Source organism: Micromonospora sp. ATCC 39149 (assembly GCF_000158815.1).
Taxonomy (GTDB): domain Bacteria; phylum Actinomycetota; class Actinomycetes; order Mycobacteriales; family Micromonosporaceae; genus Micromonospora.
Genome location: NZ_GG657738.1, coordinates 5,006,324 through 5,031,493, shown reverse-complemented (window position 1 = coordinate 5,031,493; position 25,170 = coordinate 5,006,324). Strand labels below are relative to the sequence as shown.

The following is a 25,170-nucleotide window of genomic DNA, read 5'->3' as shown; positions in this document are numbered from 1 at the left end:
ACCTGGTCCGTAAGGTAGTTTCACCCTTCGGGCCGCCCAGCGGCGGTGACGGACGGAGGTCGAGTCGTGGTACAGGCGTACATCCTCATCCAGACCGAGGTGGGCCGGGCGCGTGACGTGGCCGGCCTGATCGGGGACCTTGCCGGCGTGGTACGGGTCGACGCCGTCACCGGGCCGTACGACGTGGTCGTGCTCACCGAGGCGAACACGGTCGACGAACTCGGCAAGCTCATCGTCAGCAAGGTGCAGATGGTGCCCGGCATCACCCGCACCCTCACGTGTTCGGTGGTGCGCCTGTAAGTGGACGAGATCGCTACCTCCTCCGACGAGATCGACAAGACCGTGCAGAGCAGCGGTGCCGGCGACCGGGCCGGCGCGGAGTCCGGGGGCACGCCACCGCGGGACCGGACCAACCGCAGCGCGGCCCTGCTGGCCACGCTGATCGCGGTGCCGGTCACCGTGGCCGTGGCGGGGTTCACCTTCGCCAAGCTGACCCCGGACGCCCCGGCAGCCGAGCCGGGCCCCGCGGCGACGAGCGCCGGGCCGCAGTCCACCGCGCCGGTCGAGATGGCCGCCCCCCCGCTGGCCGAGCGGCCGGCGACGGTGTGCCGCGCTCTGACCTCCCAGCTCCCGCCGACCGTACGCGACCTGCGTCAGCGCCCGGTCACCGCCGGCCCCGAGCAGAACGCCGCGTACGGCGATCCTGCGCTCACCATCGGCTGCGGCGGTGCCGAGCCGGACCCGGGCGACACCGACGACGTCTGGCTGGTCAACAAGGTCTGCTGGTACGCGGTCGAGGGGCCGGACGCGACCGTGCTCACCACCCTGGACCGGGAGACCGCCGTGCGGGTGACCGTGCCCCACGCGTACGGGTCGGCCCTACAGTGGGTGAGCCCCATCTCCGACGTGGTGGTCGCCTCGGTGCCCTCCGGTGGCACGGCCCCCGCCGGCTGCGCGGGCTGACCGACCCACGGGGCCGGGCCGGCTGCGCGCGCTCAGTGCAGGCCGACGCCGCGCCGCTGGGCGGTGCGGATCAGTCGGTTGACCAGCTTCGGGTACTCCAGCCCGGAGGCGGCCCACATGAGCGGGAACATCGACGTCGGGGTGAAGCCCGGCATCGTGTTGATCTCGTTGAGGTAGACGTCCAGGTCCGGGGTGACGAAGAAGTCGACCCGGGCCAGCCCGGCGCAGTCCAGGGCGGCGAACGCCCGGACGGCGTACTCCTGGACCTGCCGGGTGACGTGCTCGGGCAGGGTGGCCGGCAGGTCGTACTCGGGCTCGGAGAGGTACTTCGCCTCGAAGTCGTACCAGTCGTGGTCGCCGCCGGCGCGCACCTCGACCAGGACGGACGCCTCGGCGCCGCCCCCGGCCTCGCCCTCCAGCACCCCGCACTCGATCTCCCGGCCGACGATCGCGGCCTCGACCAGCACCTTCGGGTCGATCTCGCGGGCGGCGGCGACGGCGGCCTCCAGGTCGACCCAGTCGTCGACCTTCGTGATGCCGAACGACGAGCCGGCCCGGGACGGCTTGACGAAGACCGGCAGCCCGAGGCGCCGCTTGTCCTCCTCGGACAGGGTGACCCCGTTGCGCAGCACCGCGTACGGGCCGACGGGGATGCCCTCGACGGCGCAGAGCTTCTTGGTGAACTCCTTGTCCATCGCGGCGGCGGAGGCGAAGACGTTCGCCCCGACGTACGGGATGCCGGCCATCTCCAGCATGCCCTGGATGGTGCCGTCCTCACCGTACGCGCCGTGCAGCACGGGGAACACGACGTCGACGTCTGCGATCGCCCGGGGCCCCTCGGCCGGGTCGAGCACCATCAGCCCGCTGCCGGTGGGGTCCGCCCGCAGCACGAGGTCGGCGCCGGCGTCGGCGGTGATCTCCGGCAGCCGCCGGGCGCTGATCGCCAACTGGGCCGGATCGGCGCTGGTCAGCACCCACTTCCCGGCGCGGGTGATGCCCACGGGGACCACCTCGAACTCGTCCGGGTCGAGCGCGCCGAGCACGCTGCCGGCGCTGACGCAGGAGATGCCGTGCTCGGGACTACGGCCGCCGAAGACGAGGGCCACACGGGTCTTGCCTGGGGTGGTCACTCGGTCACCCTTTCGTTCGCGACTGCGAGACTCCTGGTGCTCGCCGGTGGCGCTCACCCGGATGACCTTACTGTGCGTGGCCGGACAACGGAGTCGATACCCAGGGCGAAGCGGCAGCGCTGCGCAACCGGTCAACAGTGTATATACTCTGCGTAATCAGATCACGGCGGACAACGCGCCGCGGTCGACGCGGGGCCCCTTCCGGGGCGGGCCGGCGGAGACGCCACGGCCGCTGACCGCCGCCGGAGGCCGCGGGCGGCGGTCAGAGGCCGTAGCGGCGGCCGACGGCGATCACCTTCACCCGCTGCCGCCCCGCCCGCACCATGCCCAGCGCCATGAACGCGCCGGCGATCCGGTCCGCCGCCTCCCGGCTGCTCGCCCCGACCACCTGCCGCCGCCGCTCAGGGGCCTGTCGCTCGTTCCGGCTGACGCCGTCCACCGGGCGGACGTCGGTGAGCACCACCAGGAACCGGGTCACCGCCGCCCTCCCGCCGCGCCTCGCGCCGGCCGGCCGGGCGAACCCTCCGGCTCCGCCGTGGTCGCTGTCAGCCCGCCGAAGCGGTCCCGGCAGACGTACGCCAGGTGGGCGTGGATCCACGCGTCGTCGTTGTCGCGTAGCACGGGGTGTGCGCACCAGCGACACCGCGACACCCGGGGCCAGCAGGCAGTCGCCGTCATGCGAGTCCCTTCCGGTGCGTCGCGGGTGGCGGCACGCGGCGATCGGGTACGGGGGAGAAAACCCGATCGCCACGCGCCCCATCCCCTCCGGTCGCTCACCACCACCGTCGCCACGACAACTGGCGGTGAGGAACTGGTCACAGGTTGGCATGTGGACGGGCGTGAATGCAACTCTCATCGCCGTTCTCTCATGTACACCTTCCCGGAGATGTATGCCACCATCGACGCATGGCACCGAAGACGGCCCGGGCCCGACGGCTCGGCATCGCGCTGCGTACGCACCGGGAGGCGGCCGGCCTCACCCTCGAGGCCGCCGCTGACGAGATCAACAGCACCCGGAGCACCCTGTCCCGGTACGAGAACGCCCAGACGCTGATCAGCCCGGCCACGGTGCGCGCCCTGCTCACCCTGTACGGGGTGAGCGTCGACGAGATCGCCGCCGCCGTCCAGCTCGCCAAGGACGCCCGCAAGCCCGGCTGGTGGGTGTCCTACTCGTACCTGCTGGACCGGCGGACCATCGACTTCATCGCGCTCGAGGCCGAGGCGACCGGCATCGCCAACTTCGAGCCGTCGGTGGTGCCCGGCCTGCTGCAGACCGCGGACTACATCCGGGGGGTGATGCGGGGCGGCCCGCACACCCTCAGCGACGAGCAGGTCGAGCAGCGGGTCCACCTGCGACTCGACCGGCAGCAGCGGCTCACCGGCGACGCGCCGCCGATCCTCGACGCGATCATCGACGAGGGCGCGCTGTTGCGCCCCGTGGGCGGTCAGGCCGTGATGGAGGCGCAGCTGCACCAGCTGCTCAAGATGGCCGAGCTGCCCAATATCACGGTCCAGGTGATCCCCCTGGCGGCCGGCTACCACCGGGGCACCCGGGGGTCGCTGCACATCCTGGAGTTCGCCGACCCGGAGGACCCGATCATCGCTTCGGTAGAGACGGTCGCCGGGCAGATGGTCCTCGACCGGCCCGGCGACCTGCGTACCTGCACCAAGATCATGGAGCACCTACGGACGGTCGCACTCAGCCCCGCGGCCACCCGGGACCAGCTCCTCCGACTCCTGAAGGGACGGTAGGACCATGACCCCGACGACGAGAGCGGCCCTGGCCGCGGCGCGATGGCGCAAGAGCAGCCGCAGCGGTGACGAGGGCGCCTGCGTGGAGATGGCGGTCGTACCCGGTGCGGTGGCGGTCCGCGACTCGAAGGACCCGGACGGCCCGGCGCTGCTCTTCCCGCCGGCCGCCTGGGCCGCGTTCGCCACCGCCCCGCCCCGCCCCTGACCGCCGCGCGGTCCGGCCGGGGGGTCCCGTCCCGGCCGGACCGCGCTGCCCCTTGCGGCCCGGCACGTCCGGCCCCTGTTCGTGCTTCACCGCCATCCGGGCCGGCACGTCCGGCCCCTGTTCGTGCTCCACCGCCATCCGGCCGGCACGTCCGGCCCCTGTTCGTGGTCCACCCGCCGTCCGGTCCGCACCGCCGGCCGGCGGGTGGACCACCATCCCGGCTCAGCCGGTGACGCCGGCTCGCACCGCCTCCAGCGCCGCGATCGCCACCCCCCGCGCACCGGCCGTGTCCCGGTCCGGGACCAGGGCGAACGCGGCCACCGCAGCCTGCTCGGCGCGGAGCACGGTGTGCGCGCGGACGGTCGCCAGAAACCAGTCCCGGAACTCCGGCGCCGCCTCCACCACCCCGCCGCCGACGAAGTACGCGTGCGGGTCGGTGAAGTTGGCCGCCACGGTGAACAGCCGGCCCAGCGCCGTCGCCTGCTGGGTGAAGATCTCCCGTGCCAGCGGGTCGCCCCGCTCCCCCAGCCCCCGGACCAGCTTCGCGGCCCGCTCGGGCGGTTCGGCGGCCAGCGGGTGCCCCGGGTACCGACTGAGCCAGTAGGGCAGCAGGTTGCGCGCGATCGCGGTCAGCGAGGCGACGCTCTCGGCGTCCCCGGCGAAGCCACAGGCGCAGGTCGGCACCGGCTGGCCGGGGGCGAGCAGGCCGTCGAGCGGCACGTGCACGTGGCCGAGCTCCCCCGCCATGCCCGCCGCGCCGGCGACCACCCGTCCGCTCTCCACCACCCCGCCGCCCAGGCCGGTGCCCACCACTGCGCAGACCGAGGAGCGGCTCATCGCGTCGGCGCCGAAGTGGACGTGGTGGGCGTAGAGTGCCGCCGCGTTGCCGTCGTTGTGGTACGTCACCGGCAGGCCGAGGCGACGCTCCAGCGCCCCGCGCACGTCGTACCCCCACCAGGCCGGCTCGGCGAAGTTGGTCGACCCCCGGGAGGAGATCACCCCCGTCGCGCTCGCCGGCCCGGGCGTGTCCAGCCCGACCGCGCGGACCAGGTCGCGGCGCACCCCGGCCCGGGCGAGCACCCCGTCGAAGGCGCGGGCCAGCGCCTCGACAGCCGCCTCCGGGCCGGCCCGGACCTCACTGGGGATCTCCACCAGGCCGTCCACCAGGAACCGGCCGTCGAGGGTCAGCACCGTGGCGTTGTTGCTGGTGCCACCGTTGTCCAGCCCGACCACCACCGGCATACCGACGTCGCCCACGCCACATCGCCTCCCACCGGTCACGCCTGAGGTGAGGGTAGTTCGCCAATACGCCGCGGGGCCACGGCCGTAAGGCCGGGCCACCTCGACGGCCGGGCCGACAAGAAGCTCTCCGGGGTCACTGCCGTGCAGCCACCTCGACAGCCGGGCCGCCGCCGTCAGCCGGGCCGGCGGGCGGTCACTGCGGCGCGCCCCGGTCCACCGGCCGGCGGCCGGACGTGAGAGGGGAGCCCCTCTCTACCGAATGCGTTAACAGGGGGCCCTTCCTCTCACGCGGTCAGGGCGGCGGTTACGTCGGCGACCAGGTCGGCGGTGTCCTCCACGCCGCAGGAGAGCCGGACGAATCCGGGCGGCGTGTCGTCGCCCCACTGGGCCCGTCGGTCGGCGGTGGTGTGCAGGCCGCCGAACGAGGTGGCGGCGGCCACCAGCCGGGACGCGGTGAGGAACCGGGCCACCCGGTCGGCGTCGCCGAGGTCGAACGAGAGCACGCCGGGCATCCGGCGCAGTTGGGCCGAGGCCACCGCGTACGCCGGGTCGCCCGGCAGCCCGGGCCAGCGCACGCCGGTGACGTCGGCCCGGCCGGCGAGCAGCCGGGCGAGCGCCTCCGCGTTGGCGCCCTGCCGGGCCAGCCGCAGGTCCAGGGTCGCCAGCGAGCGGTGCGCCAGCCACGCGTCGAACGCCCCGGGCACCGCCCCGGTCATGGTGCGCCAGGCGGTGATCGGGTCGAGCAGCCCGGCGGAGCGGGTCGCCACGTACCCCAGCAGCAGGTCGGAGTGGCCGGTCAGGGCCTTGGTGCCGGAGGCGACGACCACGTCGGCGCCGAGGTCCAGCGGGCGCTGCCCGAGCGGGGTCGCGGTGGTGTTGTCCACCGCCACCAGCGCACCGGCGGCGTGGGCGGCGGCGACCAGGGCCGGCACGTCGGCGACGTCGAGGCCGGGGTTCGCCGGGGTCTCCAGCAGCACCAGCCGCACCCCCGCGAACGACGGGTACGGCCCGGCCGTCGGCGCGAACCGCACCCGCACGCCGATCCCGGCGAGGGTGTCGGTGGCGAATGCCCGCACCGGGAAGTACCCGTCGGCGGGGAGCACCACCGTGTCCCCCGGGCGCAGCAGGGCCAGCAGCAGGCCGGTGATCGCCGCCTGCCCGCTGGCGAAGACGCGGACGTCACCGCCCTCCAGCTCGCCGATCGCCGCCTCCAGCAGCCGCCGGGTCGGGTTGTCCGGCCGGCCGTACCCGTTCGGGGCCGTCGCCGGCCCCTGCCACGGGTCGAGGTGGTACGGCGCGGCGAAGACCGGGCCGGGCAGGAACGGCTGCCCCGGCACGGGCGCGGGCAGCCCGGCCCGCACGCACCTGGTGCCGTCGCCGTCGGTTTCGGAGCCGGTCGCGGGACTCACTCGTACGACTCGGGCTTGGCGGTGCGGCTCATCAGCGCGTCGACGGCGAGCCGCGGGTCCATGCCCTCGTGGCAGATCCGCTCGATCTGCTCGGTGATCGGCATCTCCACCCCGTGCGCGCGGGCCAGGTCCCGGATCGCCAGGCAGCTCTTCACGCCCTCGGCGGTCTGCCGGGTGGCCGCCTGGGCCTGCTCCAGGGTCTCCCCCCGGCCCAGGTGCTCGCCGAAGGTGCGGTTGCGGGCCAGCGGCGACGAGCAGGACGCCACGAGGTCGCCCATCCCGGCCAGGCCGGCGAAGGTGATCGGGTCCGCGCCGAGCGCCACCCCGAGTCGGGCGGTCTCGGCGAGCCCCCGGGTCATCAGCATCGCCCGGGTGTTGTCGCCGAAGCCCATCGCGGTGGCGATCCCGTACGCGAGGGCGATCACGTTCTTCACCGCCCCGCCCAGCTCGCAGCCGATCACGTCGTCGTTGGTGTACGGCCGGAAGTACGGCGTGCGGATCGACGACTGGACGAGCTGGGCCCGGCGGTCGTCGGTGCCGGCGACCACGGTGGCGGCGGGCTGCTCGGCGGCGATCTCGGGGGCCAGGTTGGGGCCGGAGACGACGACCACCCGGTCCGGGGTGACCCGGGCGGTCTCCACGATCACCTCGCTCATCCGCTTGGTGGTGCCCAGCTCGATGCCCTTCATCAGGGACACCAGGGTCGCGTCCGGGTGCAGGTCGCCGACCCATTCGGCGAGGTTGCCGCGCAGCGTCTGGGACGGCACCGCGAGCACCACGATCTCCGCGCCCCGGATCGCCCCGGCGGCGCTCCCGGTGGCGGTGACCCGCGCGGGCAGCCGCAGGTCCGGCAGGTAATCCGGGTTGTGCCGGCGCAGCCGGATCGACTCGGCCACCGGCTGCCGCCGGGCCCAGATCGTCACGTCCCGGCCGGCGTCGGCGAGGATCTTGGCGAAGGCGGTCCCCCACGACCCGGCCCCCAGCACCGCCACGTGGCCGGTCACGCCGCGCCCTCCTGACCCCGCCACGGGCGGGTGGCAGCCCGCCGGGGTGGTCGTTCCCACAGCGGTGGCGGCGTCCCGCCCCGGATCTCGGCGAGTTGGTCGCGCAGGCGCAGCATGATGGCGTCGGTCATCTCTTCCAGGGTTGCCTTGGTGGGTGTGGAGCCGACCCACCGGCTCAGGTCGACGGGCGGCCCGGCGACCACGGTCACCGGGATGCGGGGCCGCAGGCCCAGCCGGTTGTTCCGGGGGTCGAAGAGGCGCTCGGGCCCCCACATGGCGACCGGGATCACCGGCACGCCGGTGGCCAGCGCCAGCCGGGCGGCCCCGGTCTTGCCCTTCATCGGCCACAGGTCGGGCTCCCGGGTGGTGGTGCCCTCCGGGTAGATCACCACCGCGCCGCCCTCACGCAGGGCGGCGACGAGGGCGTCCAGGGACTTGACCGCGTCGACCGTGCCGCGCTCCACCGGGATCTGGAGGCACCGGTGCAGGAGCCAGCCCACCACGGGCACCCGGAAGAGGCTGGCCTTGCCGAGGAACCTCGGCCAGCGCCCGGCGTCGTAGATGAAGTGCGCGGAGACCAGCGGATCGGCATGCGAGATGTGATTCGGGGCGATGATGATTCCGCCGTCGTGGCGCAGGTGCTCCATGCCCCGCCAGGTGCGCCGAGTCCAAACCGTCAGCACGGTCTTGACCACCACCACGGCGAACCGTCGCCAGAACCCCAGCCTGCGCCGCGTCACCCTGCCTCCTCGTTGCCCCGGCCCCACGTCGCACCCGCCCCGTGCCGCCCGCAGCGAAATCATGCCTGCTCGCCCCCAATACGGCCAGTGAGGGTACCGCCGCCCGACTGGCAGGATTGTGCCGTGCGGCAACGGACCTGGACTGTGGTGGTGCCGATGAAGCGCCTCGGCGTGGCGAAGAGCCGGCTGCGCGGGACGCTGCCGGCCGTACCCCACGAGGAGCTGGCGCTTGCCCTGGCGGCCGACACGGTCGCCGCGGTGCGGGCGTGCCCGGCGGTCGCCGGGGTGGTGATGGTCACCAGTGATCCCCGGGTGGCGGCGGCGGTCGGCGCGGCCGGCGTGCGGGTCGTGCCCGACGCGCCGGACGCCGGCCTGAACGCGGCCTTCCGGCTCGGCGCGGCGGTCGCGGCCGACGGCGGGGGGTGGGTGGCCGGGCTCACGGCGGACCTGCCGGCGCTGCGCCCGGGCGAGCTGGCCGCCGCGCTGCGCGCGATCGCCGCCGGGCCGGCAGGGGTACGCCGGTTCGTGGCCGACGCCCCGGGTACCGGCACCGTGCTGCTCGCCGCGCCGCCCGGCGTGCCGCTGGACCCCCGGTTCGGGGTCGGCTCGGCCGAGGCGCACGAGGCCAGCGGGGCGTTGCCGCTGGCCGGCGACTGGCCCACCCTGCGCCAGGACGTGGACACCGCCGCCGACCTGGCCGCCGCCGCCCGGCTCGGGCTCGGGCCGCGCACCGCCGGCCTGGCCGCCCGGGCAAGCCGGCGGGCCGCGCCGGCTCCGCCACCCGGACCTCGGCCCGGCCCACGCGCGACGGGTTCGACCGGCGCAACGGGTTCGACCACGGGCCGCGCGGGCTGAGCGACCCGCCGCCCCGGTGTACGGTGCTGGCATGCAGGGCACCGTGGCCACCTACGACGCGGCGACGCGCAGCGGCGTGCTGCTCCTCGACGACGGCAGCGAGCTGGCGTTCCCGGCGCGGGCCTTCGACGCCTCCGGCCTGCGGCTGCTCCGGCTGGGCCAGCGGCTCCGGGTCGAAACCGATGCCGCCGGGGAGGTCGTCCGGGTGACATTGCCGACGATGCCTTGAGCTCCCTGCCCAAGTTCATTTTGCGTTAACCCGTTTCGGGACATCATGGGCGGGTGAGCACCCCTCGCGAGCACCCCACCGACCAGGCCACGGGCCCGATCGGCGACCGCCAGCCCACCGACGACCGCCCCGCGCCCGGCGACGCGGCGACCCGCCGCAACGGCTCTCGACGGCGCGGCGCCGACGGCCGGTTCCGCCCGCGCGACACGCCCGGCGCGGCCCTGGACGAGCCGGCAGCAGCCGGGCCCGTCCCGGTGGCCGACGACCCGCCGGCGGCCCCGCTGGGCCGGGCGGGGGCGTCCGCCGGGCTGGAGGAGGTGTTTGACGCCGCCCACGCAGCCGCTGACGCTCGTGGTGGGGTCGCCCGACGCCAGCCGTGAGTTCGCGCCCGCCCCGGACGACGGGCCACTCCCCGACGACGAACCCGCGCCGCCGGCGCCGCTGCCCGAGGATCGGTTCCTCAACCGGGAGCTGTCCTGGCTCGATTTCAACGCCCGGGTGCTGACGCTGGCCGAGGACCCGCGCACGCCGCTGCTGGAGCGAGCCAAGTTCCTGGCGATCTTCGCCAGCAACCTCGACGAGTTCTACATGGTGCGGGTGGCGGGCCTGAAGCGCCGCCAGTCCGCCGGGCTGCCGGTACGCGGCGGGGACCGGCTGCCGCTGCGTACGCAACTGGAGCGGATTGGCGAGCGGACCGCCGAGCTGGTCGGCCGGCACGCGACCTGCTTCGTCGACGACGTGCTGCCGAAGCTCGCCGCCGAGGACATCCGCATCCTGCGCTGGACGGACCTGGACGCCCCCGAGCGGGAACGGCTGCGCACCTACTTCCGCGAGCACATCTTCCCCGTGCTCACGCCACTGGCGGTCGACCCGGCGCACCCGTTCCCGTACATCTCCGGGCGGTCGCTGAACCTGGCCGTGGCGGTCCGCGACCCCGACGGCGGCTCGGAGCTGTTCGCCCGGGTCAAGGTGCCGAACAACGTGCCGCGCTTCGTCCGGGTCGACCGGGACTCCCCCGGCCTGCGGGTGCTCCCGGTCGAGGAGCTGATCTCGGTGCACCTGGGGCAGCTCTTCTCCGGCATGCAGGTCGTCGAGTGCCACCTGTTCCGGGTCACCCGCAACGCCGAGGTGGAGGTCGACGAGGACCGCGACGAGGACCTGCTCCAGGCCCTGGAGCGGGAGTTGGCCCGCCGCCGGTTCGGCCCGCCGGTGCGGCTGGAGGTCGCCGCCTCGATCTCCGACCACATGCTGGAGCTGCTCGTCCGGGAGCTGGACATGGACAGCCACGACGTGCTGCGGGTACGCGGGCTGCTCGATTTGTCCGCGCTGTGGCAGCTCTACGGCGACGCCGACCGCCCCGACCTGAAGGACCCGCCGTTCGTGCCGGCCACCCACCCCCGGCTCACCGAGGGCGAGGTGCCGCGCAGCGTGTTCGCCACCCTGCGCGACGGCGACGTGCTGGTGCACCACCCGTACCATTCGTTCGCGACCAGCGTGCAGCGCTTCGTCGAGCAGGCCGCCGCCGACCCGGACGTGCTGGCCATCAAGCAGACCCTCTACCGCACCAGCGGGGACTCCCCGATCGTCGACGCGCTGGTCGACGCCGCCGCCGCCGGCAAGCAGGTGGTGGTGCTCGTGGAGCTGAAGGCCCGCTTCGACGAGGTCGCCAACATCGGCTGGGCGCGGACCTTGGAACGCGCCGGCTGCCACGTCGTGTACGGCCTGGTGGGCCTCAAAACCCACTGCAAGACCGCCCTGGTGGTACGCCAGGAGGGCAATCAGATCCGCCGGTACTGCCACATCGGCACCGGCAACTACCACCCGAAGACCGCCCGGCTGTACGAGGACTTCGGCATGCTCACCGCCGACCCGGAGATCGGCGCCGACCTCACGGACCTGTTCAACGTGCTGACCGGCTACAGCCGGCAGACCGCGTACCGGCGGCTGTTGGTGGCCCCCCAGGGCATCCGGCGGGGGCTGGTCGAGCGGATCGATCGGGAGATCGCCCACGTCCGGCTCGGCATGCCCGGGCTGGTCCAATTCAAGGTCAACTCGCTGGTCGACGAGGAGGTCACCGACGCGCTGTACCGGGCGTCCCGGGCCGGGGTGCACGTGGACCTGCTGATCCGGGGCATGTGCACGCTGCGCCCCGGGGTGCCGGGGCTGTCGGAGAACATCCGGGTCCGCTCGATCCTCGGCCGGTTCCTGGAGCACTCCCGGATCTTCCGGTTCGGCAACAACGGGGCCGCGGAGTTCTGGATGGGCTCGGCCGACCTGATGCACCGCAACCTGGACCGCCGGGTGGAGGCGCTGGTGCAGGTGAGCGACCCGATCGCCCGGGCCGAGCTGGACCACGTGCTCACCGCCGCGTTCAGCCCCGACGTGGAGGCGTTCGAGCTGCACGGCGACGGCTCCTGGACCCGGCGGACCGGCACGGCGCAGACCCCGCCGACCCATCTGCAGGACCTGCTGCTGCGTCGGATCGGCGGCACGGCCGGATGAGCCTAGGCTGAGCGGATGCCGGAGCGGGAACGCGTGATCCGGGCGGCGGGCGGGGTGGCCTGGCGTCCGGCCGACGAAGGCGTGCTGGTCTGCCTCGTGCACCGCCCCAGGTACGGCGACTGGTCGCTGCCGAAGGGAAAGCTGGAGCCGGGCGAGCACCCGCTGCTGGCCGCCGTACGGGAGGTCGCCGAGGAGGCCGACGTGCGGGCGGTGCCGCAGGTTCGGCTGCCCACCGTGCGGTACCGCAGCGAGGGCTGGCCGAAGGTCGTCGACTACTGGTCGATGCTGGCCGTCGGCGAGGGTGGCTTCCAGCCCGACACCGAGGTCGACGGCATCCGCTGGCTGCCCGTCGGGGAGGCCGCCCGCCTGGTCAGCTACCCGCACGACGCCGAGGTGCTGACCGCGTTCGCCACCCTCCCGCCGGTCACCGCGACGGTGGCCCTGGTCCGGCACGCGCAGGCCGGCCGGCGCAGCGCCTGGTCCGGCCCGGACGCCGGCCGGCCACTCGACGCCACCGGCTGGGCCCAGGCGCACGCCCTCGCGCCCCTCGTGGCCCTGGTCCGCCCGGCCCGGCTGTTGTCCGCCTCCGCCCGCCGCTGCGTGCAGACCCTCGACCCGGCCGCCGCCCTGCTCGACCTGCCGATCGAGGTGACCGGCGACCTGGACGAGCCGCTGCCCGGCCAGGACCCGCACGAGCGGGCGCTGGCCGCCGCCGCCTGCCTGGCCGAGCTGGCCGCCGCCGGGGGCACGGTCGGGGTGTGCAGCCAGGGCAAGGTGATCCCCGGCGCGCTGGAGCGCCTCGCCGGCCGTGCGGATGACTTCACCACCCCGAAGGGCGGCGGCTGGTTGCTCGCCTTCGCCGCCGACCGCCTCCTCGCCGCCGACCGCTTGTAAGGAGGGGCCCCTTCCTAACGCATACGGTAAAGAGGGGTTCCCTTCTCACCACCCGACCGCAACCGCAACCGCCAGCCGGGTCCGGCACACCACGGGACGCCCACCGTTCGGCTGGGCGTCCCGACGGTGCCGACCGCTCAGCGCGTGGTGGTCGCCTTCTTGGCCGGGGACTTCTTCGCCGGTGCCTTCTTGGCCACCGTGCTCTTGGCCGCCCCGGTGGTCCTCTTCGCTGCGGCCGACGTGGTCGCCGCCGCCGACTTCTTCGCCGGGGCGGCCTTCTTGGTGGCGGTCTTCGCTGCCGTGGTCTTGGTCGCCTTCGCCGGGGCGGCCTTCTTCGCCGCGGCGGTCGCCTTCGTGCCGGCCGCCTTGGCGGTGGTCGCCTTGGCCCCGGCCGCCTTGGCGGTAGTGGCCTTGGCCCCGGCCGCCTTGGCCGTGGTGGCCTTGGCCCCGGCCGCCTTGGCCGTGGTGGCCTTGGCCGCCGTCGTCTTGGTGGCGGCCGTGGCGGTCTTCTTCGCCGCCGCCGTGGCCTTCGGCACCTTCCCGCTGGCCACCATCTCCTTGAACCCGGCACCGGCCCGGAAGGTCGGGACGGATGTCTTCTTGACCTTCACCGCCTCGCCGGTCCGCGGATTGCGCGCTGTTCGGGCACCCCGGACGCGCTTCTCGAACGCTCCGAATCCGGTGATCGCCACCTTCTCGCCCTTGGTGACCGCCGCCTGGACCTCAGCGAGGACCGCGTCGAGCGCGGCCGTCGCCGTCCTCCGGTCCCCCAGGCGAACGGCGAGCGCCTCGATGAGCTCGGCCTTGTTCACGACTTCCTCCCGATTGTGCAACTGACTCGACGCGAGCCATTCTGCGCGCACGGTATGCCCTGTGCTGCCTGGACACAAACATTCGGCGGAAAAAAGCCCTTGTGTCGTAACGGATTCGCCCCCACCGGCGCGGCCGGTGGGGGCGGAAACCGATGCTGGATCGGGCGTACGGCTACGCCACGGAGGGCAGGAAAGGCCGCCGGTCGCGCTCGTAGGAGGTGATGTCGGCCTCGTGCCGAAGGGTGAGTCCAATGTCATCCAACCCCTCCATCAGCCGCCAACGGCTGAAGTCGTCGAGGGGGAAGGGCCAGGTGGCGTCCCCGGCCCGGACCTCGCGGGAGGTCAGGTCGACGGTGACCGGGGTGGCCGGGTCGGACTCGACGAGAGCCCACAACTCCTCCACGGCCCGCAATTCCAACTCGACCGGCAGCAGACCCTCCTTGAGGGCATTGCCACGGAAGATGTCGCCGAACCGGGGCGACACCACGGCCTTGAACCCCCAGTCGCGCAGCGCCCACACGGCGTGCTCCCGGGACGACCCGGTGCCGAACTCCGGGCCCGCCACAAGAATCGACGCACCCGAATACGCTGAATCGTTCAACACGAATGAAGGGTCCTCCCGCCACGCGTTGAAGAGCCCGTCGGCGAATCCGGTCCGCGTCACCCGCTTGAGGTACACGGCAGGGATGATCTGGTCGGTGTCCACGTTGGAGCGGCGCAGCGGCACGGCGGTGCCGGTGTGCACGGTGAACTTGTCCATCTGGCGCAGCTGCCCTTCTAAAGGTCGGCGGGGGCGGCGAGCCGGCCGACCACGGCGGTGGCGGCGGCGACCGGCGGCGACACCAGGTGGGTGCGTCCGCCCCGGCCCTGGCGGCCCTCGAAGTTTCGGTTGGAGGTCGAGGCGGAACGCTCGCCCGGGGAGAGCGTGTCCGGGTTCATGCCCAGGCACATCGAGCAGCCGGCGAAGCGCCACTCGGCCCCGGCGTCGGTGAAGACCTTGTCCAGCCCCTCGGCCTCGGCGGCCTCCCGGACGGCGGCCGAGCCGGGCACCACGAGCATCCGTACGCCGTCGGCGACCCTGTGCCCACGCAGCACGTCGGCGGCGGCGCGGAGGTCCTCCAGCCGGCCGTTGGTGCAGGAGCCGACGAAGACCACGTCGACGGAGAGGTCGCGCAGCGGGGTGCCAGGGGTGAGGGCCATGTACTCCAGGGCCCGGCGGGCGGCGGCCCGCTCGGACTCGCCGGCGAACTCCTCCGGGTCCGGCACGGCCGCGCCCAGCGGCGCGCCCTGGCCCGGGTTCGTGCCCCAGGTGACGAACGGCGTGATCCGGCTGGCGTCGAGGGTCACCTCGGCGTCGAACGTCGCGCCCTCGTCGGTGGGCAGGCTCCGCCAGTACCGCACCGCCGCGTCCCAGTCCGCGCCCGCGGGCGCGTTCGGCCGCCCCTTGAGGTACGCGAAGGTGGTCTCGTCCGGCGCGATCATGCCGGCCTTGGCGCCCCACTCGATCGACATGTTGGCGACGGTCATCCGCCCTTCCATGGACAGCGCGCGGATCGCCTCGCCCCGGTACTCCACGATGTGCCCCCGGCCACCGCCGGTGCCAACCTGGGCGATCAGGGCGAGCACCAGGTCCTTGGCGGTGACGCCGGGGCCGAGCTGACCGGTGACGTTCACGGCCATCGTCTTGGGGCGGCTCTGCGGTAGCGTCTGGGTGGCCAGCACGTGCTCGACCTCGCTGGTGCCGATGCCGAACGCGAGCGCGCCGAAGGCACCGTGGGTGGCGGTGTGGGAATCGCCACAGACGATCGTCATGCCGGGCTGGGTGACGCCCAACTGCGGGCCGATCACGTGCACGATGCCCTGGTTGGCGTCGCCGAGCGGGTGCAGTCGCACGCCGAACTCGGCGCAGTTGCGGCGCAGCGTCTCGATCTGGGTGCGGGAGGTGGGGTCCGCGATCGTGAGCAGGTCGCCGCGCCGTTGCGAGAAGGCCGGGTCCGCGTACCCCGTGGGGGTGTTGTGGTCCTCGGTAGCGAGCGTGAGGTCGGTGCGGCGCACGCGGCGGCCGGCGAGCCGCAGGCCGTCGAACGCCTGCGGGCTGGTGACCTCGTGCAGCAGGTGCAGGTCGATGTAGAGCAGGTCCGGTTCACCGTCGGCGGACCGGACGACGTGCGCGTCCCAGACCTTCTCGGCCAGGGTCCTCGGTCGAGTGTCTCCCACCATCTGGACATCCTAAATTCTGGGAGGTAAATTTCGGCTTGTGGGACACAGTATGAGCGGTGTCGGCGTTCTCGACAAGGCGGTGGTCATCCTGGCCGCCTGCGTCGACGGCGCCAGCCTGGCCGAACTCGTTGAACGCACCAAGCTGCCCCGGGCCACCGCGCACCGGCTGGCGCAGGCGCTGGAGATCCACCGGATGCTGGTCCGGGACACCCAGGGCCGTTGGCGACCGGGCCCCCGGCTCGGTGAGCTCGCCAACGCCGCGCCGGACGTGCTGCTCACGGCGGCGGAGCCGCTGCTGGCCGCGCTGCGCGATGCCACCGGGGAGAGCGCCCAGCTCTACCTGCGCCGCGCGGACGAGCGGATCTGCGTGGCCGCCGCCGAGCGGGCCAGTGGGCTGCGGGACACCGTCCCGGTGGGCTCGGTGCTGCCGATGACCGCCGGCTCGGCGGCGCAGATCCTGCTGGCCTGGGAGCCGCCGGAGGCGGTGATGCCGCTGCTGCCCCGCTCCAAGTTCACCGGGCGCACCCTCGCCGAGGTGCGCCGGCGCGGCTGGGCGCAGAGCGTCGCCGAGCGGGAGGCGGGCGTGGCGAGCGTCTCGGCCCCGATCCGCGACCGCACGGGGCGGGTGATCGCCGCAGTCAGCATCTCCGGCCCGATCGAGCGCCTCGGCCGCCGCCCCGGCGAACGCCACGCCATGGCCGTGGTCAGAGCCGGCCAACGCCTGAGCGGTCTCTAACCCGACCCCATCCCCTCCGCCCCAGTGATCAAGAGGTTTGCGTCACGTGTCGCGCCGAATCGCACGCAAGGCCCCTGATCACCGCGAGCAGAGGGGTGGGGTGGAGACGGGGGAAGGCCCGGCTCACCGGGGGTGAGACGGGCCTTCCGTGGGTGTAGCCCCGACCGGATTCGAACCGGCGCTACCGCCTTGAGAGGGCGGCGTCCTGGGCCGCTAGACGACGGGGCCAGAACTTTCCTGCTTCACCGCCCTGCCGGACGGTGCCGCTGTAGTCTAGCGACGGACCCCGGGCCGGCGCGCGGGGGGTGGGCGGTCACCCACGACATCGCGGCCCGCCAGGCCGGTGAGGCGAACCGTGTCCCGGATGTGAAACAGCCCGGATGTGAAACAGCCCGCCTCACCGTAGTGAGACGGGCTGGACAGAACTGTAGCCCCGACCGGATTCGAACCGGCGCTACCGCCTTGAGAGGGCGGCGTCCTGGGCCGCTAGACGACGGGGCCAGAACCTTTTGCTTCACCGCCCTGCCGGACGGTGCCGCTGAACTCTACCAGAGATCATCCTGGCCCGCTCGGCGGGCCAGGGCCGCTCCCCAGCTTGATCCAGCGACCGACGCTCTCACGAACACCGGTTGCTGGGGTACCAGGACTCGAACCTAGACTAACTGAACCAGAATCAGTCGGGCTGCCAATTACCCCATACCCCATTGGCACCTCGCGGTGCCGTTCGTGCCTTGCGGCACCGGAGAGAAACTTTACCCTCCCACCTCCGGCAGGCCAAATCGGGGGCCCGAAACCGCATCTGGCCTGCGGCTTCGGGCTTCCCGACGGCTCAGGTCACCGGGACCACCGGGTTGCTCAGCTCCCCGATCCCCTCGATACGCACCGTGACCGTATCCCCCTCCGTGAGCGGGCTAACCCCTGCCGGAGTGCCCGTGAGGACCACGTCCCCGGGGAGCAGCGTCATCACGTGCGACACGTACGACACCAGGGCCGGCACGTCGAAGACCATGTCCCGGGTACGGCCGAGCTGCCGCACCTCCATCTCCTCCGGGTTGCGGCCCACCTCGCACCGGACCTCCAGGTCGGTGACGTCGAGTCCGGTGGTGATCCACGGGCCGATGGGGCAGAACGAGTCGAAGCCCTTGGCCCGGGTCCACTGCCCGTCGGAGCGCTGGAGGTCCCGCGCGGTGACGTCGTTGGCGCAGGTGTAGCCGAAGATCGCCCGCTCGGCGGCGGCCCGGTCGGCCCGGCGGGCGCCCGGCGCGCCGATCACCACGGCCAGCTCGGCCTCGTGCTCGACCTGCTTGGAGAAGATCGGCAGCCGGATGGCGTCCCGTGGCCCGATCACGGAGGTGGACGGCTTGAGGAAGAGCAGTGGCTCCTTGGGCACCTCGTTGCCGAGCTCGGCGGCGTGCTCGGCGTAGTTGCGACCGACGCAGACCACCTTGCTGGGCAGGATCGGGGAGAGCAGCCGGACATCGGAGAGCGCCCACCGGGCGCCGCTGAACTGGATCTGGCCGAATGGGTGGCCCTCGATCTCGGCGATGGTCAGGCCCTCCGGGCCCGCCCCCGGTTCGCCCTCGACGACCCCGAACGACATTCCCTTGGCATGAGCGAAACGAGCGATACGCACCTGGCCAATCTAGCCCCGCCCGCGCGGCCCGGCGTCAGCACCGGCCGTCCGAGGTCCGCGACGGGCCAGCGTACGCCGCAGGCCGCCGCCGGGGGCCGGGTTCGCCGCTTCGTACCCACACGACGGGTCGCGGCCCCTAACCTCGGCTACCGGAGGTTCGTTCGTATGCCTGCATCGAGACGACACCACAGGGCCCTCGCAGTGTTCGTACACTGCCTCGGCATTCTCGCCGCCGTGCCGGCGCTGCCCCCGGCGGCACCCAACGCGGCGGCACCCAAGGCGGCGGCACCGCCGGGGGCGTTCCGCGCGGCGGCGGCCACCGTGACACCGACACCGACGCAGCCGGACGCCGCAGCGCCACCGCTGGTCTCCCCGTCCGTGGTGGTGCCGACGCAGGGCGCACCGTCACCAGTGACGGTGGTGGTCACGCCGGCCGGCACGCCGGCCCCGGGCTACCAGGTCCAGGTGCGCAACACCGGCAGCCTGCCCGTGGCCACCACCGTGCGCCAGGAACTGCCGCCCGGGACGTCGCCGACCTGGGTCACGCCAGGCGGGCGGACCACCCGCTCGGCCGCCACCACCGAGGTGACGTGGCAGCTCCGGCTCCCGGCGCGCAGCACCACGACCCTGCACACGGCGCTCACCACCGCCGCCCCGGGGCGCGCCCTGTCCGCGCCGGCCTGTGCCTTCGCCGCCAACGGCAACCGACCGTACGACTGCGCGACCGCGACCTGGGACCGCGCCGCGGCGCCGGCGGCCCAGGCCACCCCCGCGCCGGCGTGGCGGCGGCCCCCGGCGCTGCTCGCCGCGCTGGCCGGGGTGCTCCTGCTCACGGTCGGCGGGCTCTGGTGGTGGCAGCGGCACCGCCGCGCGCGGGCAGCCACCGGCGCCACCGGCGCGGGCAGCCCCGCCGCGCACTCGGCGACCGGACGCGCCGGCACGGGGACCGTCTTCGCCGGTACCGGTGCCGGTGCCGGGTTCACCGGCCGGCGCGGGCCGGCGGCGACCGGCCCGGATGGCGGGTATCCCCGTCCGGTCACGCCCGTGGCCGTGGCCCGCCGCCGCAAGCCCCCGGTGTGGCTGGTGGTGGGGGGTGCCGTCGCGGTCCTGGCCGGCGTGGTGGGGGCCGCGACGGTGACGGCCACCCGGCGGGTCGCCGCGATCGACACGACCAAGCAGCCGACCGCCGGGGCCTGGGTGGGTACGGGCACGACCGGGGTGCTCGGCGTGCCGCTGCGGGAGCAGGCGCTGGAGTTCACCGTCTACCGGATCGCCTGCTCGTCGACGCCGTCCGCCGCCGCGCGGCAGTGCCAGGCCACGGTCGGGGTGCGCAACCTCACCCCCGAGCAGCAGACCTGGCACGGCCAGATGCAGCGGGCGTACCTGCCGGGCGGCACCTTCGTCAGCACCGACGAGCCTGCCACCCGGCTGGCCAACCAGGGGCGGGACGTCTTCGCCCAGCCCCTCGCCGCGGGCAGTCGGCTGGTGCTGCCGCTGGTGTTCACGGTCGACGGCGCGGACCGGCCGAAGCGATTGGAGCTGCGCAGCGGGGTGTTCTCCGCCGGGGTGCGGGTCGACGTGCCCTGAGGCGCGGCCACCGGCGGGAAAGGCCCGGTGACGGTCGTACGCTGGTCCGGTGACCGCCGCCCTCGCCTCCGCTGTGCCGCTCGACCTGGCCGAGTGGCAGGCCCGGCGCCGCGCCCACGAGGAGCGGGTAGACGCGTGGCTGGCCCCGCACCTGGCCCGCCGCCGCACCGGGCGGAAGCACCCGGTGGAGGACTTCCTCTTCACCTACTACTCGCACCGTCCCGCCCAGTTGCGCCGCTGGCACCCGGGCGCGGGGGTGGTGCTGCGCGGCGCGGACCCGGCCGAGTTCGGCCGGGACTACCGCGCCGCCGCCGCCGGGCTCACCCTCGACACCGAGGGGGTACGCGCCCGGCGGGCGGAGTCGGTCGGCTGGATCCGCGCCCTGCTCGCGGCGACCGCGGGCCGGCCGGCGCACCTGGGCTGCTTCGGTATGCACGAGTGGGCGATGGTCTACCGGCAGACCCAGGACGAGGTCCGCCACAACGCGTGGCCCCTGCGGCTCAGCCCGGAGCGGACCGCCGAGGTCGTCGAGGAGCGGGGCGTGCGGTGCAGCCACTTCGACGCGTACCGGTTCTTCACCGCGCCGGCCCGGCCGCTGAACGTGCTCACCCCGAGCCGGGAGCGCCAGCACGAGCTGGAGCAGCCGGGCTGTCTGCACGCCAACATGGACCTGTACAAGTGGGCGTACAAGCTCTCCCCGCTGGTGCCGAGCGAGCTGGTGGCGGACGCGTTCGCGCTGGCCCGCGAGATCCGCGCTTTGGACATGCGGGCCAGCCCCTACGACCTCGCCGCGCTCGGGTACCCGCCGGTGCGGGTGGAGACGGCGGAGGGGCGGGCCGAGTACGCCGCCGCCCAGCGGGGCTTCGCCGAGCGGGCCGCCGGGCTGCGCGCCCGCCTGCTCGCCGCGCTGGGAGCCTGACCACCCGGTTTGGCACCTTTCATCACCTTTCGTGCTCGTCGTTCGTTGGCTCCCTGTACGCGGGAACCCGAGGAACGGAGCACCATGGCCAGACGATCACTCGCCGTGCGGGCGCGGGGCCTGATCCAACGGACCGCCCCCGGCATTCCCCGCTCCCGCCGGGAGGCGCGGACGTCGCTGGAGGCCCTCGCCACCCTGCGTCGGCAGGGCTGGCACCGGTCGGTGGGTGCCGCCCCCGTCGACGGCGACGGCCAGCCGCTGCCCTGGTTCAGTTACGCCGCCGTGCGGTGGCTGGACGAGGTGCTGCACCCCCGGGTGCGGGTGTTCGAGTACGGCTCGGGGTCGTCGACCTCCTGGTTCGCCCGCCCGGGACGGGTGGGCGAGATCGTCTCCGTCGAACACGACGCCTCCTGGTTCGCCCAGCTTCCCCAGCCGACCAACGGGGAGATCCGGCACGCGCCGTGCGACGACGGCTGGTGGGACGGCTCGGCGGACTCCCCGTACGTGGCGGCGATCGCCGACGGGGCTCCCTGGGACGTGGTGGTGATCGACGGCGCGTCCCGCACCGTCTGCGCCCGGGTCGCCCCGAAGTACCTCGACCCGGCCGGCCTGGTGCTGCTCGACGACACGGACCTGCCGACGACCGATCCGGCGGCGGCGGAACTGACCGCGCACGGCCTCGGCCGGCTAGACCTGTGGGGCTTCAAGCCCGGCGTGCAACGGATGACCTGCACCTCGGTCTTCAGCTGGGACTTCAACCACTGGCTGTGTCACCCGACGGTGCGCGATCGGTGACGGCCCTGTTGCCTCCGGAGCCATTCGGCCAGACCGCCGCGTCCGGCTCAACCGCCTCCCGTACGCCGCCCCGCAGCGTTCCTTCCGCGGGACGTTCCGGATGGCCGCGGTGCGTCGCCCACTCGGGGGCGAGGATCGACATGACGGTGGCGTCGACCCAGTCGTCGCCGTCACGCAGTACCTGGCGCAGCACCCCCTCGGCGACGAAGCCGACCTTCTCGTAGACCCGGCGGGCCCGGGGGTTGAAGGCGAACACCTCCAGCGAGATCCGGTGCAGGCCGAGCCGTTCGAAGCCGTACCCGACGACCAGCCGGACCGCCTCCGTGCCCAGGCCCCGGTCGCGGCCGTTCGCGGCGAACAGGGTGCGGAAGTTGCAGCTACGGTTCCCCTCGTCCCACTGGTTGAGGACGACCTCGCCGACGCATTCGCCGGTGGCGCGGTCGACGACGGCCAGGTCGAGCCGATCGGCCTGCGCGTTGCGGCTGCCGTACCACTCGCGCAGCCGCTGCTCGTCGTGCTCCTCGGGCGGGCTGCCGGTCAGCCGGCACACCTCGGGGTCGGTCAGGGCGGCGCGGAAGGTCGACACGTCGTCGGCGACGAACGGGCGCAGGAGCACCCGCTGCCCGGCGAGGGTCGGCTTGACGGAGAAGTCGGGCGTCGGATCGGTGTTCATGCCCGGGCAGACTACGGGCGACGCCCGCCCACCGCCCGCCATTTCGCCCCGGCGACCGGCGGCGCCACGATCAGTCGCCGTCGACGCGGCGGTCGCGCTTGCGCTGCGCTTGGCGCTTCTTGTCGGCGAGGCGGCGTTCCTTCGCGCCCCGCGACGGGCGGGTCGGGCGGCGCGGCGGGGGCGGCGGGGCGACCGCCTCGCCCAGCAGCGCCGCCATCCGCTCCCGGGCGGCCTCCCGGTTGGCGAGCTGGGCCCGGTGTTCGCTGGCGGCGACGGTGAGCACCCCGTCGACGAGCCGGCCGGCCAGGCGGTCCAGGGCCCGGGCGCGCAGCGACTCGGTCAGGCTCGGCGAGCCGGCCACGTCGAAGCTCAGCTCTACGCGCGAGTCGGTGGTGTTGACGCCCTGCCCACCCGGGCCCGACGAGCGGGAGAACCGCTCCCGCAGCTCGGCACCCGGCACGATCAGCCGGTCGGTCACCCGCAGTCCGTCGTCCACGCCAAAAGGCTAGCGCCCCGCGCGGGCACCGTGGGTGGCTACGGGGGTCGCCGAGGGACGCGGTGCTGGCCCGGCCGTCGCCCATGCCGGCGGCGGCGCCCGGTATCTGACACTTTCCCTTCCGTCCCGGGCGGGACGGCGAACCCCGCCCAGGTCAGCCGCCCTTGCCGATGATCGCGTCGGCGCTCTGCCGCACCTGCTCGATCGGGATGGCGAAGCCGATGCCGATGGACCCGCTGCCGTCGATGGTGGCGATGGCGGTGTTCACCCCGACCACCTCACCTCGGGCGTTGACCAGCGGGCCGCCGGAGTTGCCCGGATTGATGGACGCGTCGGTCTGCACGGCGCGGTGCCGGTTCGCGCCGAGGCGCACCTGACGGTCGAGCGCGCTGACGATACCCGCGGTAACCGTGCCGGCCAGCCCGAGCGGGGAGCCGACCGCCAGCACCGGCTCGCCGACCCGGGTCGCGCCCGGCTTGGCCAGCGGCAACGGGGCCAGGCCGGCGCCCGGGGGCACCCGGAGCACGGCCAGGTCGCTGCCCGGCTCCCGGCCGACCACCTCGGCGGCGAACCGCCGGCCGTCCGGCAGCTCCACCGTCACCGCCGCACCGCCGCCCTTGGCCAGGATGTGGTCGTTGGTGATCAGGTGTTGCTGATCGTCGATGGCGAACCCGGAGCCGGTCGCCGAGCCCCCGGTGCCCCCGCCGACCAGCACAGACACCACCCCCGGCACGGTCCGCTCGGCAGCGGTCACCAGCTCCGCCGGAACCGGCGCGGCGGACGCCGCCGTCGGGCCCGGCGCGGCGGCGGAGTCGGCGACCCAGGCGCCGGCCGCCGCCCCGGACAGGGTGGACAGCGCCACCACCCCGGCGGCGGCCAGCAATCGGCCCTGCCAGCTCCACCGCCGGTCGTCGCCGCCCCGACCCGGTACCTCCCGCCGGCCGCGCCGGTCGGCATCGAGGTCGGGCGAGACGAACCACGGCCCGCGCGGCTCGCCCAGTCCGGTCTGTACTGCCATCCGCTGCTCCTCACGTCCGCGTCTCTTCCGGATGTCCGGCCGTTCCGGCCAGCCGCGCACAAGGCGGCCGTTCAGGGCAGCCGGGAGAACCACCGCATCGATCCCGCCGCCGCCCCCATGGCCAGCACCAGCCCGAGCCCGATGAACCGGGCGGAGACGTCCTGCCGCTGGGTGCGGTAGCCGACGGAGGTGCCGATGTCCTCGTACACCGCCCGCAGCTCCTCGCGGCTGGTCGCCTAGTGAAACCCGCCGCCGGTGGAATCGAAGACCGCCTTCAGGGTCTGCCCGTCCACCGGCACCTGGATGGGACGACCGCCCCGGTCGACGAAACAAAAACGGGGTGCCGAACGAAAAAAGTGTGCACAAAACACCTTCGCGTCGACCGCCTCGGCGGCGGCCTCCATCGGGTCCATGCCGGAGGTGTTCGCGCCGTCGGAGAGCAGGATGATCCGGGCCGGTGGCAGGTCCTTCGCGGCCTGGCTGTCCAACCCTCTCACCGCGCCGAGGGAGGTGTTGATCGCCTCCCCGATGGCGGTGCCCTGCACACCGGTGCTGCCCTCGGCGAGGCGTTCGATGCCGTCGTGCAGGGCCTCCCGGTCGGTGCCGGGCGGCACCAGCACGGCGGCGCTGCCGGCGAACGCGACCAACCCGACGTTGAACTCGTCGGGCAGGCCGTCGACGAAGCGCCGGGCCGCGTCCTTGGCGGCGCTGAGCCGGTCCGGCTTCACGTCGGAGGCGAGCATCGAGGTGGACACGTCGACCGCCACCATGACGGTGGCGCGTTCCCGGGGCACCCGGACCTCGGCGCTGGGCCGGGCAAAGCCCACCACCAGCAGCGCCAGCATGGCCAGGAACAGGCCCGCCGGCACGTGCCGCCGCCACGCCGGGCGGTCCGGGGCCACCCGGTCGAGCAGCCGCAGATTGGTGAAGCGGACCGCGTACCGGCTGTGGCGGCGCTGGGCCAGCAGGTAGCCGACGGCGAGCGCGGCGACGCCGAGCAGCAGCCAGAGCCGCAGGGGCGACTGCCAGGTCACGCGGCACCTCCCCGCGGCGCGCCGGGCCGGGGCGTCGGGCCGGCCCGGCCGGCCGCCGGGGCCAGGGCGAGCCGGCGCTGGGCGTGCACGTGCCGGACGATGTCGGCGCACCAGTCCCGGTCGGTGCGCAGCGGCAGGTGGGCCGCCCTCGCACCGGCGCAGCACCTGGCGGACCTGGTCGCGCTGGGCGAGGGCCGCCTCGGCGTACCGGGCGCGCAGCCGGCGGTCGCCGGTGAAGACCTCCCGCCGCCGACCGGTTTCCGGGTCTACCATGGTGATCAGGCCGACGTCCTGGCAGTTCCAGCTCGCGCGGGTCGGTCAC

The 25,170-nt window shown here is 74.1% G+C and carries 23 protein-coding genes, 3 tRNA genes and 4 pseudogenes; 12 read left to right on the top strand and 18 right to left on the bottom strand.

What is annotated here, in order from left to right:
- Positions 1-66: 66 nt before the first annotated feature.
- Both MCAG_RS21980 and MCAG_RS21975 read left to right on the top strand, forming a co-directional pair.
- Positions 67-300: an Lrp/AsnC ligand binding domain-containing protein gene (locus tag MCAG_RS21980; protein ID WP_007075177.1), complete on the top strand. Its 234-nt coding sequence runs from the start codon at positions 67-69 to the stop codon at positions 298-300.
- On the top strand, positions 301-963 hold the full coding sequence (locus MCAG_RS21975; protein WP_007075176.1) for a DUF3515 family protein: 663 nt from the start codon (positions 301-303) through the stop codon (positions 961-963).
- A gap of 32 nt (positions 964-995) precedes the next feature.
- Here the strand turns inward: MCAG_RS21975 and MCAG_RS21970 are convergent, their stop codons facing one another.
- Both MCAG_RS21970 and MCAG_RS21965 read right to left on the bottom strand, forming a co-directional pair.
- Complete coding sequence (locus MCAG_RS21970; RefSeq protein WP_007075175.1) at positions 996-2,093, bottom strand: D-alanine--D-alanine ligase family protein; 1,098 nt, start codon at positions 2,091-2,093, stop codon at positions 996-998.
- 262 nt (positions 2,094-2,355) lie between these two features.
- A complete protein-coding gene (locus tag MCAG_RS21965; protein WP_007075174.1) occupies positions 2,356-2,571 on the bottom strand; it encodes a hypothetical protein in 216 nt (71 codons plus the stop codon).
- 428 nt (positions 2,572-2,999) lie between these two features.
- On the opposite strand from MCAG_RS21965, the gene MCAG_RS21955 reads away from it, so the two are divergent.
- Positions 3,000-3,845, top strand: a complete 846-nt coding sequence (locus MCAG_RS21955) for a helix-turn-helix transcriptional regulator (protein ID WP_007075173.1) — start codon at positions 3,000-3,002, stop codon at positions 3,843-3,845.
- Positions 3,846-3,849: 4 nt separating this feature from the next.
- Positions 3,850-4,050, top strand: coding sequence for a DUF397 domain-containing protein (locus tag MCAG_RS21950; protein WP_036374695.1), 201 nt, complete (start codon positions 3,850-3,852; stop codon positions 4,048-4,050).
- 222 nt (positions 4,051-4,272) lie between these two features.
- On the opposite strand, the gene MCAG_RS21945 is transcribed toward MCAG_RS21950, so the two are convergent.
- From MCAG_RS21945 to MCAG_RS21930, 4 genes are all read right to left on the bottom strand, one after another.
- A complete protein-coding gene (locus MCAG_RS21945) occupies positions 4,273-5,292 on the bottom strand; it encodes an ROK family protein (protein WP_050778035.1) in 1,020 nt (339 codons plus the stop codon).
- Between the two features lie 284 nt (positions 5,293-5,576).
- Positions 5,577-6,701, bottom strand: a complete 1,125-nt coding sequence (locus MCAG_RS21940) for a cystathionine gamma-lyase (protein WP_007075171.1) — start codon at positions 6,699-6,701, stop codon at positions 5,577-5,579.
- Positions 6,698-7,705: an NAD(P)H-dependent glycerol-3-phosphate dehydrogenase gene (locus MCAG_RS21935; RefSeq protein ID WP_007075170.1), complete on the bottom strand. Its 1,008-nt coding sequence runs from the start codon at positions 7,703-7,705 to the stop codon at positions 6,698-6,700. Before MCAG_RS21935 ends, MCAG_RS21940 begins: the two co-directional genes overlap by 4 nt.
- Positions 7,702-8,445, bottom strand: a complete 744-nt coding sequence (locus MCAG_RS21930) for a 1-acyl-sn-glycerol-3-phosphate acyltransferase (protein ID WP_036374692.1) — start codon at positions 8,443-8,445, stop codon at positions 7,702-7,704. The genes MCAG_RS21935 and MCAG_RS21930 overlap by 4 nt, the downstream gene beginning before the upstream one ends.
- Before the next feature lie 156 nt (positions 8,446-8,601).
- Between MCAG_RS21930 and cofC the strand changes: the two genes are divergently transcribed.
- From cofC to MCAG_RS21905, 4 genes and pseudogenes are all read left to right on the top strand, one after another.
- A complete protein-coding gene (gene cofC, locus MCAG_RS35095; protein ID WP_369751379.1) occupies positions 8,602-9,300 on the top strand; it encodes a 2-phospho-L-lactate guanylyltransferase in 699 nt (232 codons plus the stop codon).
- 31 nt (positions 9,301-9,331) lie between these two features.
- A complete protein-coding gene (locus tag MCAG_RS35090; RefSeq protein WP_007075167.1) occupies positions 9,332-9,529 on the top strand; it encodes a hypothetical protein in 198 nt (65 codons plus the stop codon).
- A gap of 53 nt (positions 9,530-9,582) precedes the next feature.
- Positions 9,583-12,031: pseudogene (locus MCAG_RS21910) on the top strand (RNA degradosome polyphosphate kinase).
- Positions 12,032-12,046: 15 nt separating this feature from the next.
- Positions 12,047-12,925, top strand: a complete 879-nt coding sequence (locus MCAG_RS21905) for an NUDIX hydrolase (RefSeq protein ID WP_007075164.1) — start codon at positions 12,047-12,049, stop codon at positions 12,923-12,925.
- A gap of 137 nt (positions 12,926-13,062) precedes the next feature.
- On the opposite strand, the gene MCAG_RS21900 is transcribed toward MCAG_RS21905, so the two are convergent.
- The 3 genes from MCAG_RS21900 to leuC form a co-directional block, all read right to left on the bottom strand.
- Positions 13,063-13,737 carry an HU family DNA-binding protein gene (locus MCAG_RS21900; protein ID WP_036374689.1) on the bottom strand — a complete coding sequence of 225 codons (675 nt, stop codon included), beginning with the start codon at positions 13,735-13,737 and terminating at the stop codon, positions 13,063-13,065.
- A 172-nt stretch (positions 13,738-13,909) separates the two neighbouring features.
- The gene (gene leuD / locus MCAG_RS21895) at positions 13,910-14,497 is read right to left on the bottom strand and encodes a 3-isopropylmalate dehydratase small subunit (RefSeq protein WP_007075162.1); all 588 of its coding nucleotides are present in this window, start codon (positions 14,495-14,497) and stop codon (positions 13,910-13,912) included.
- A 17-nt stretch (positions 14,498-14,514) separates the two neighbouring features.
- Entirely contained in the window at positions 14,515-15,957 is a 1,443-nt protein-coding gene (leuC, locus tag MCAG_RS21890) for a 3-isopropylmalate dehydratase large subunit (protein WP_007075161.1), read from the bottom strand.
- A 49-nt stretch (positions 15,958-16,006) separates the two neighbouring features.
- On the opposite strand from leuC, the gene MCAG_RS21885 reads away from it, so the two are divergent.
- Positions 16,007-16,693 (top strand): IclR family transcriptional regulator, encoded by a 687-nt coding sequence (locus tag MCAG_RS21885; protein ID WP_036374687.1) that lies wholly within the window; start codon positions 16,007-16,009, stop codon positions 16,691-16,693.
- 155 nt (positions 16,694-16,848) lie between these two features.
- Here MCAG_RS21885 and MCAG_RS21880 read toward each other — a convergent pair.
- From MCAG_RS21880 to MCAG_RS21865, 4 genes are all read right to left on the bottom strand, one after another.
- Positions 16,849-16,921: transfer RNA gene (locus MCAG_RS21880), tRNA-Glu, on the bottom strand.
- A gap of 200 nt (positions 16,922-17,121) precedes the next feature.
- Positions 17,122-17,194, bottom strand: a tRNA-Glu gene (locus MCAG_RS21875).
- A 131-nt stretch (positions 17,195-17,325) separates the two neighbouring features.
- Positions 17,326-17,397: transfer RNA gene (locus tag MCAG_RS21870), tRNA-Gln, on the bottom strand.
- A 125-nt stretch (positions 17,398-17,522) separates the two neighbouring features.
- Positions 17,523-18,326: a fumarylacetoacetate hydrolase family protein gene (locus tag MCAG_RS21865; RefSeq protein WP_083802332.1), complete on the bottom strand. Its 804-nt coding sequence runs from the start codon at positions 18,324-18,326 to the stop codon at positions 17,523-17,525.
- A 165-nt stretch (positions 18,327-18,491) separates the two neighbouring features.
- Between MCAG_RS21865 and MCAG_RS21860 the strand changes: the two genes are divergently transcribed.
- From MCAG_RS21860 to MCAG_RS21850, 3 genes are all read left to right on the top strand, one after another.
- On the top strand, positions 18,492-19,913 hold the full coding sequence (locus MCAG_RS21860) for a hypothetical protein (RefSeq protein WP_036374684.1): 1,422 nt from the start codon (positions 18,492-18,494) through the stop codon (positions 19,911-19,913).
- A gap of 49 nt (positions 19,914-19,962) precedes the next feature.
- Positions 19,963-20,832, top strand: a complete 870-nt coding sequence (locus MCAG_RS21855) for a hypothetical protein (RefSeq protein WP_007075157.1) — start codon at positions 19,963-19,965, stop codon at positions 20,830-20,832.
- 84 nt (positions 20,833-20,916) lie between these two features.
- Positions 20,917-21,627 (top strand): hypothetical protein, encoded by a 711-nt coding sequence (locus tag MCAG_RS21850; RefSeq protein WP_007075156.1) that lies wholly within the window; start codon positions 20,917-20,919, stop codon positions 21,625-21,627.
- A gap of 94 nt (positions 21,628-21,721) precedes the next feature.
- Here MCAG_RS21850 and MCAG_RS21845 read toward each other — a convergent pair.
- The 5 genes and pseudogenes from MCAG_RS21845 to MCAG_RS31225 form a co-directional block, all read right to left on the bottom strand.
- Positions 21,722-22,300 (bottom strand): annotated as a pseudogene (locus MCAG_RS21845) (GNAT family N-acetyltransferase); the annotation flags it as partial.
- A 70-nt stretch (positions 22,301-22,370) separates the two neighbouring features.
- Positions 22,371-22,796, bottom strand: a complete 426-nt coding sequence (gene arfB / locus MCAG_RS21840; RefSeq protein WP_007075154.1) for an alternative ribosome rescue aminoacyl-tRNA hydrolase ArfB — start codon at positions 22,794-22,796, stop codon at positions 22,371-22,373.
- A gap of 154 nt (positions 22,797-22,950) precedes the next feature.
- Positions 22,951-23,814 carry a S1C family serine protease gene (locus MCAG_RS21835; protein ID WP_007075153.1) on the bottom strand — a complete coding sequence of 288 codons (864 nt, stop codon included), beginning with the start codon at positions 23,812-23,814 and terminating at the stop codon, positions 22,951-22,953.
- Positions 23,815-23,885: 71 nt separating this feature from the next.
- Positions 23,886-24,848, bottom strand: a pseudogene (locus MCAG_RS21830) (VWA domain-containing protein).
- Positions 24,845-25,170: pseudogene (locus tag MCAG_RS31225) on the bottom strand (DUF58 domain-containing protein); the annotation flags it as partial. The pseudogenes MCAG_RS31225 and MCAG_RS21830, both read right to left, overlap by 4 nt.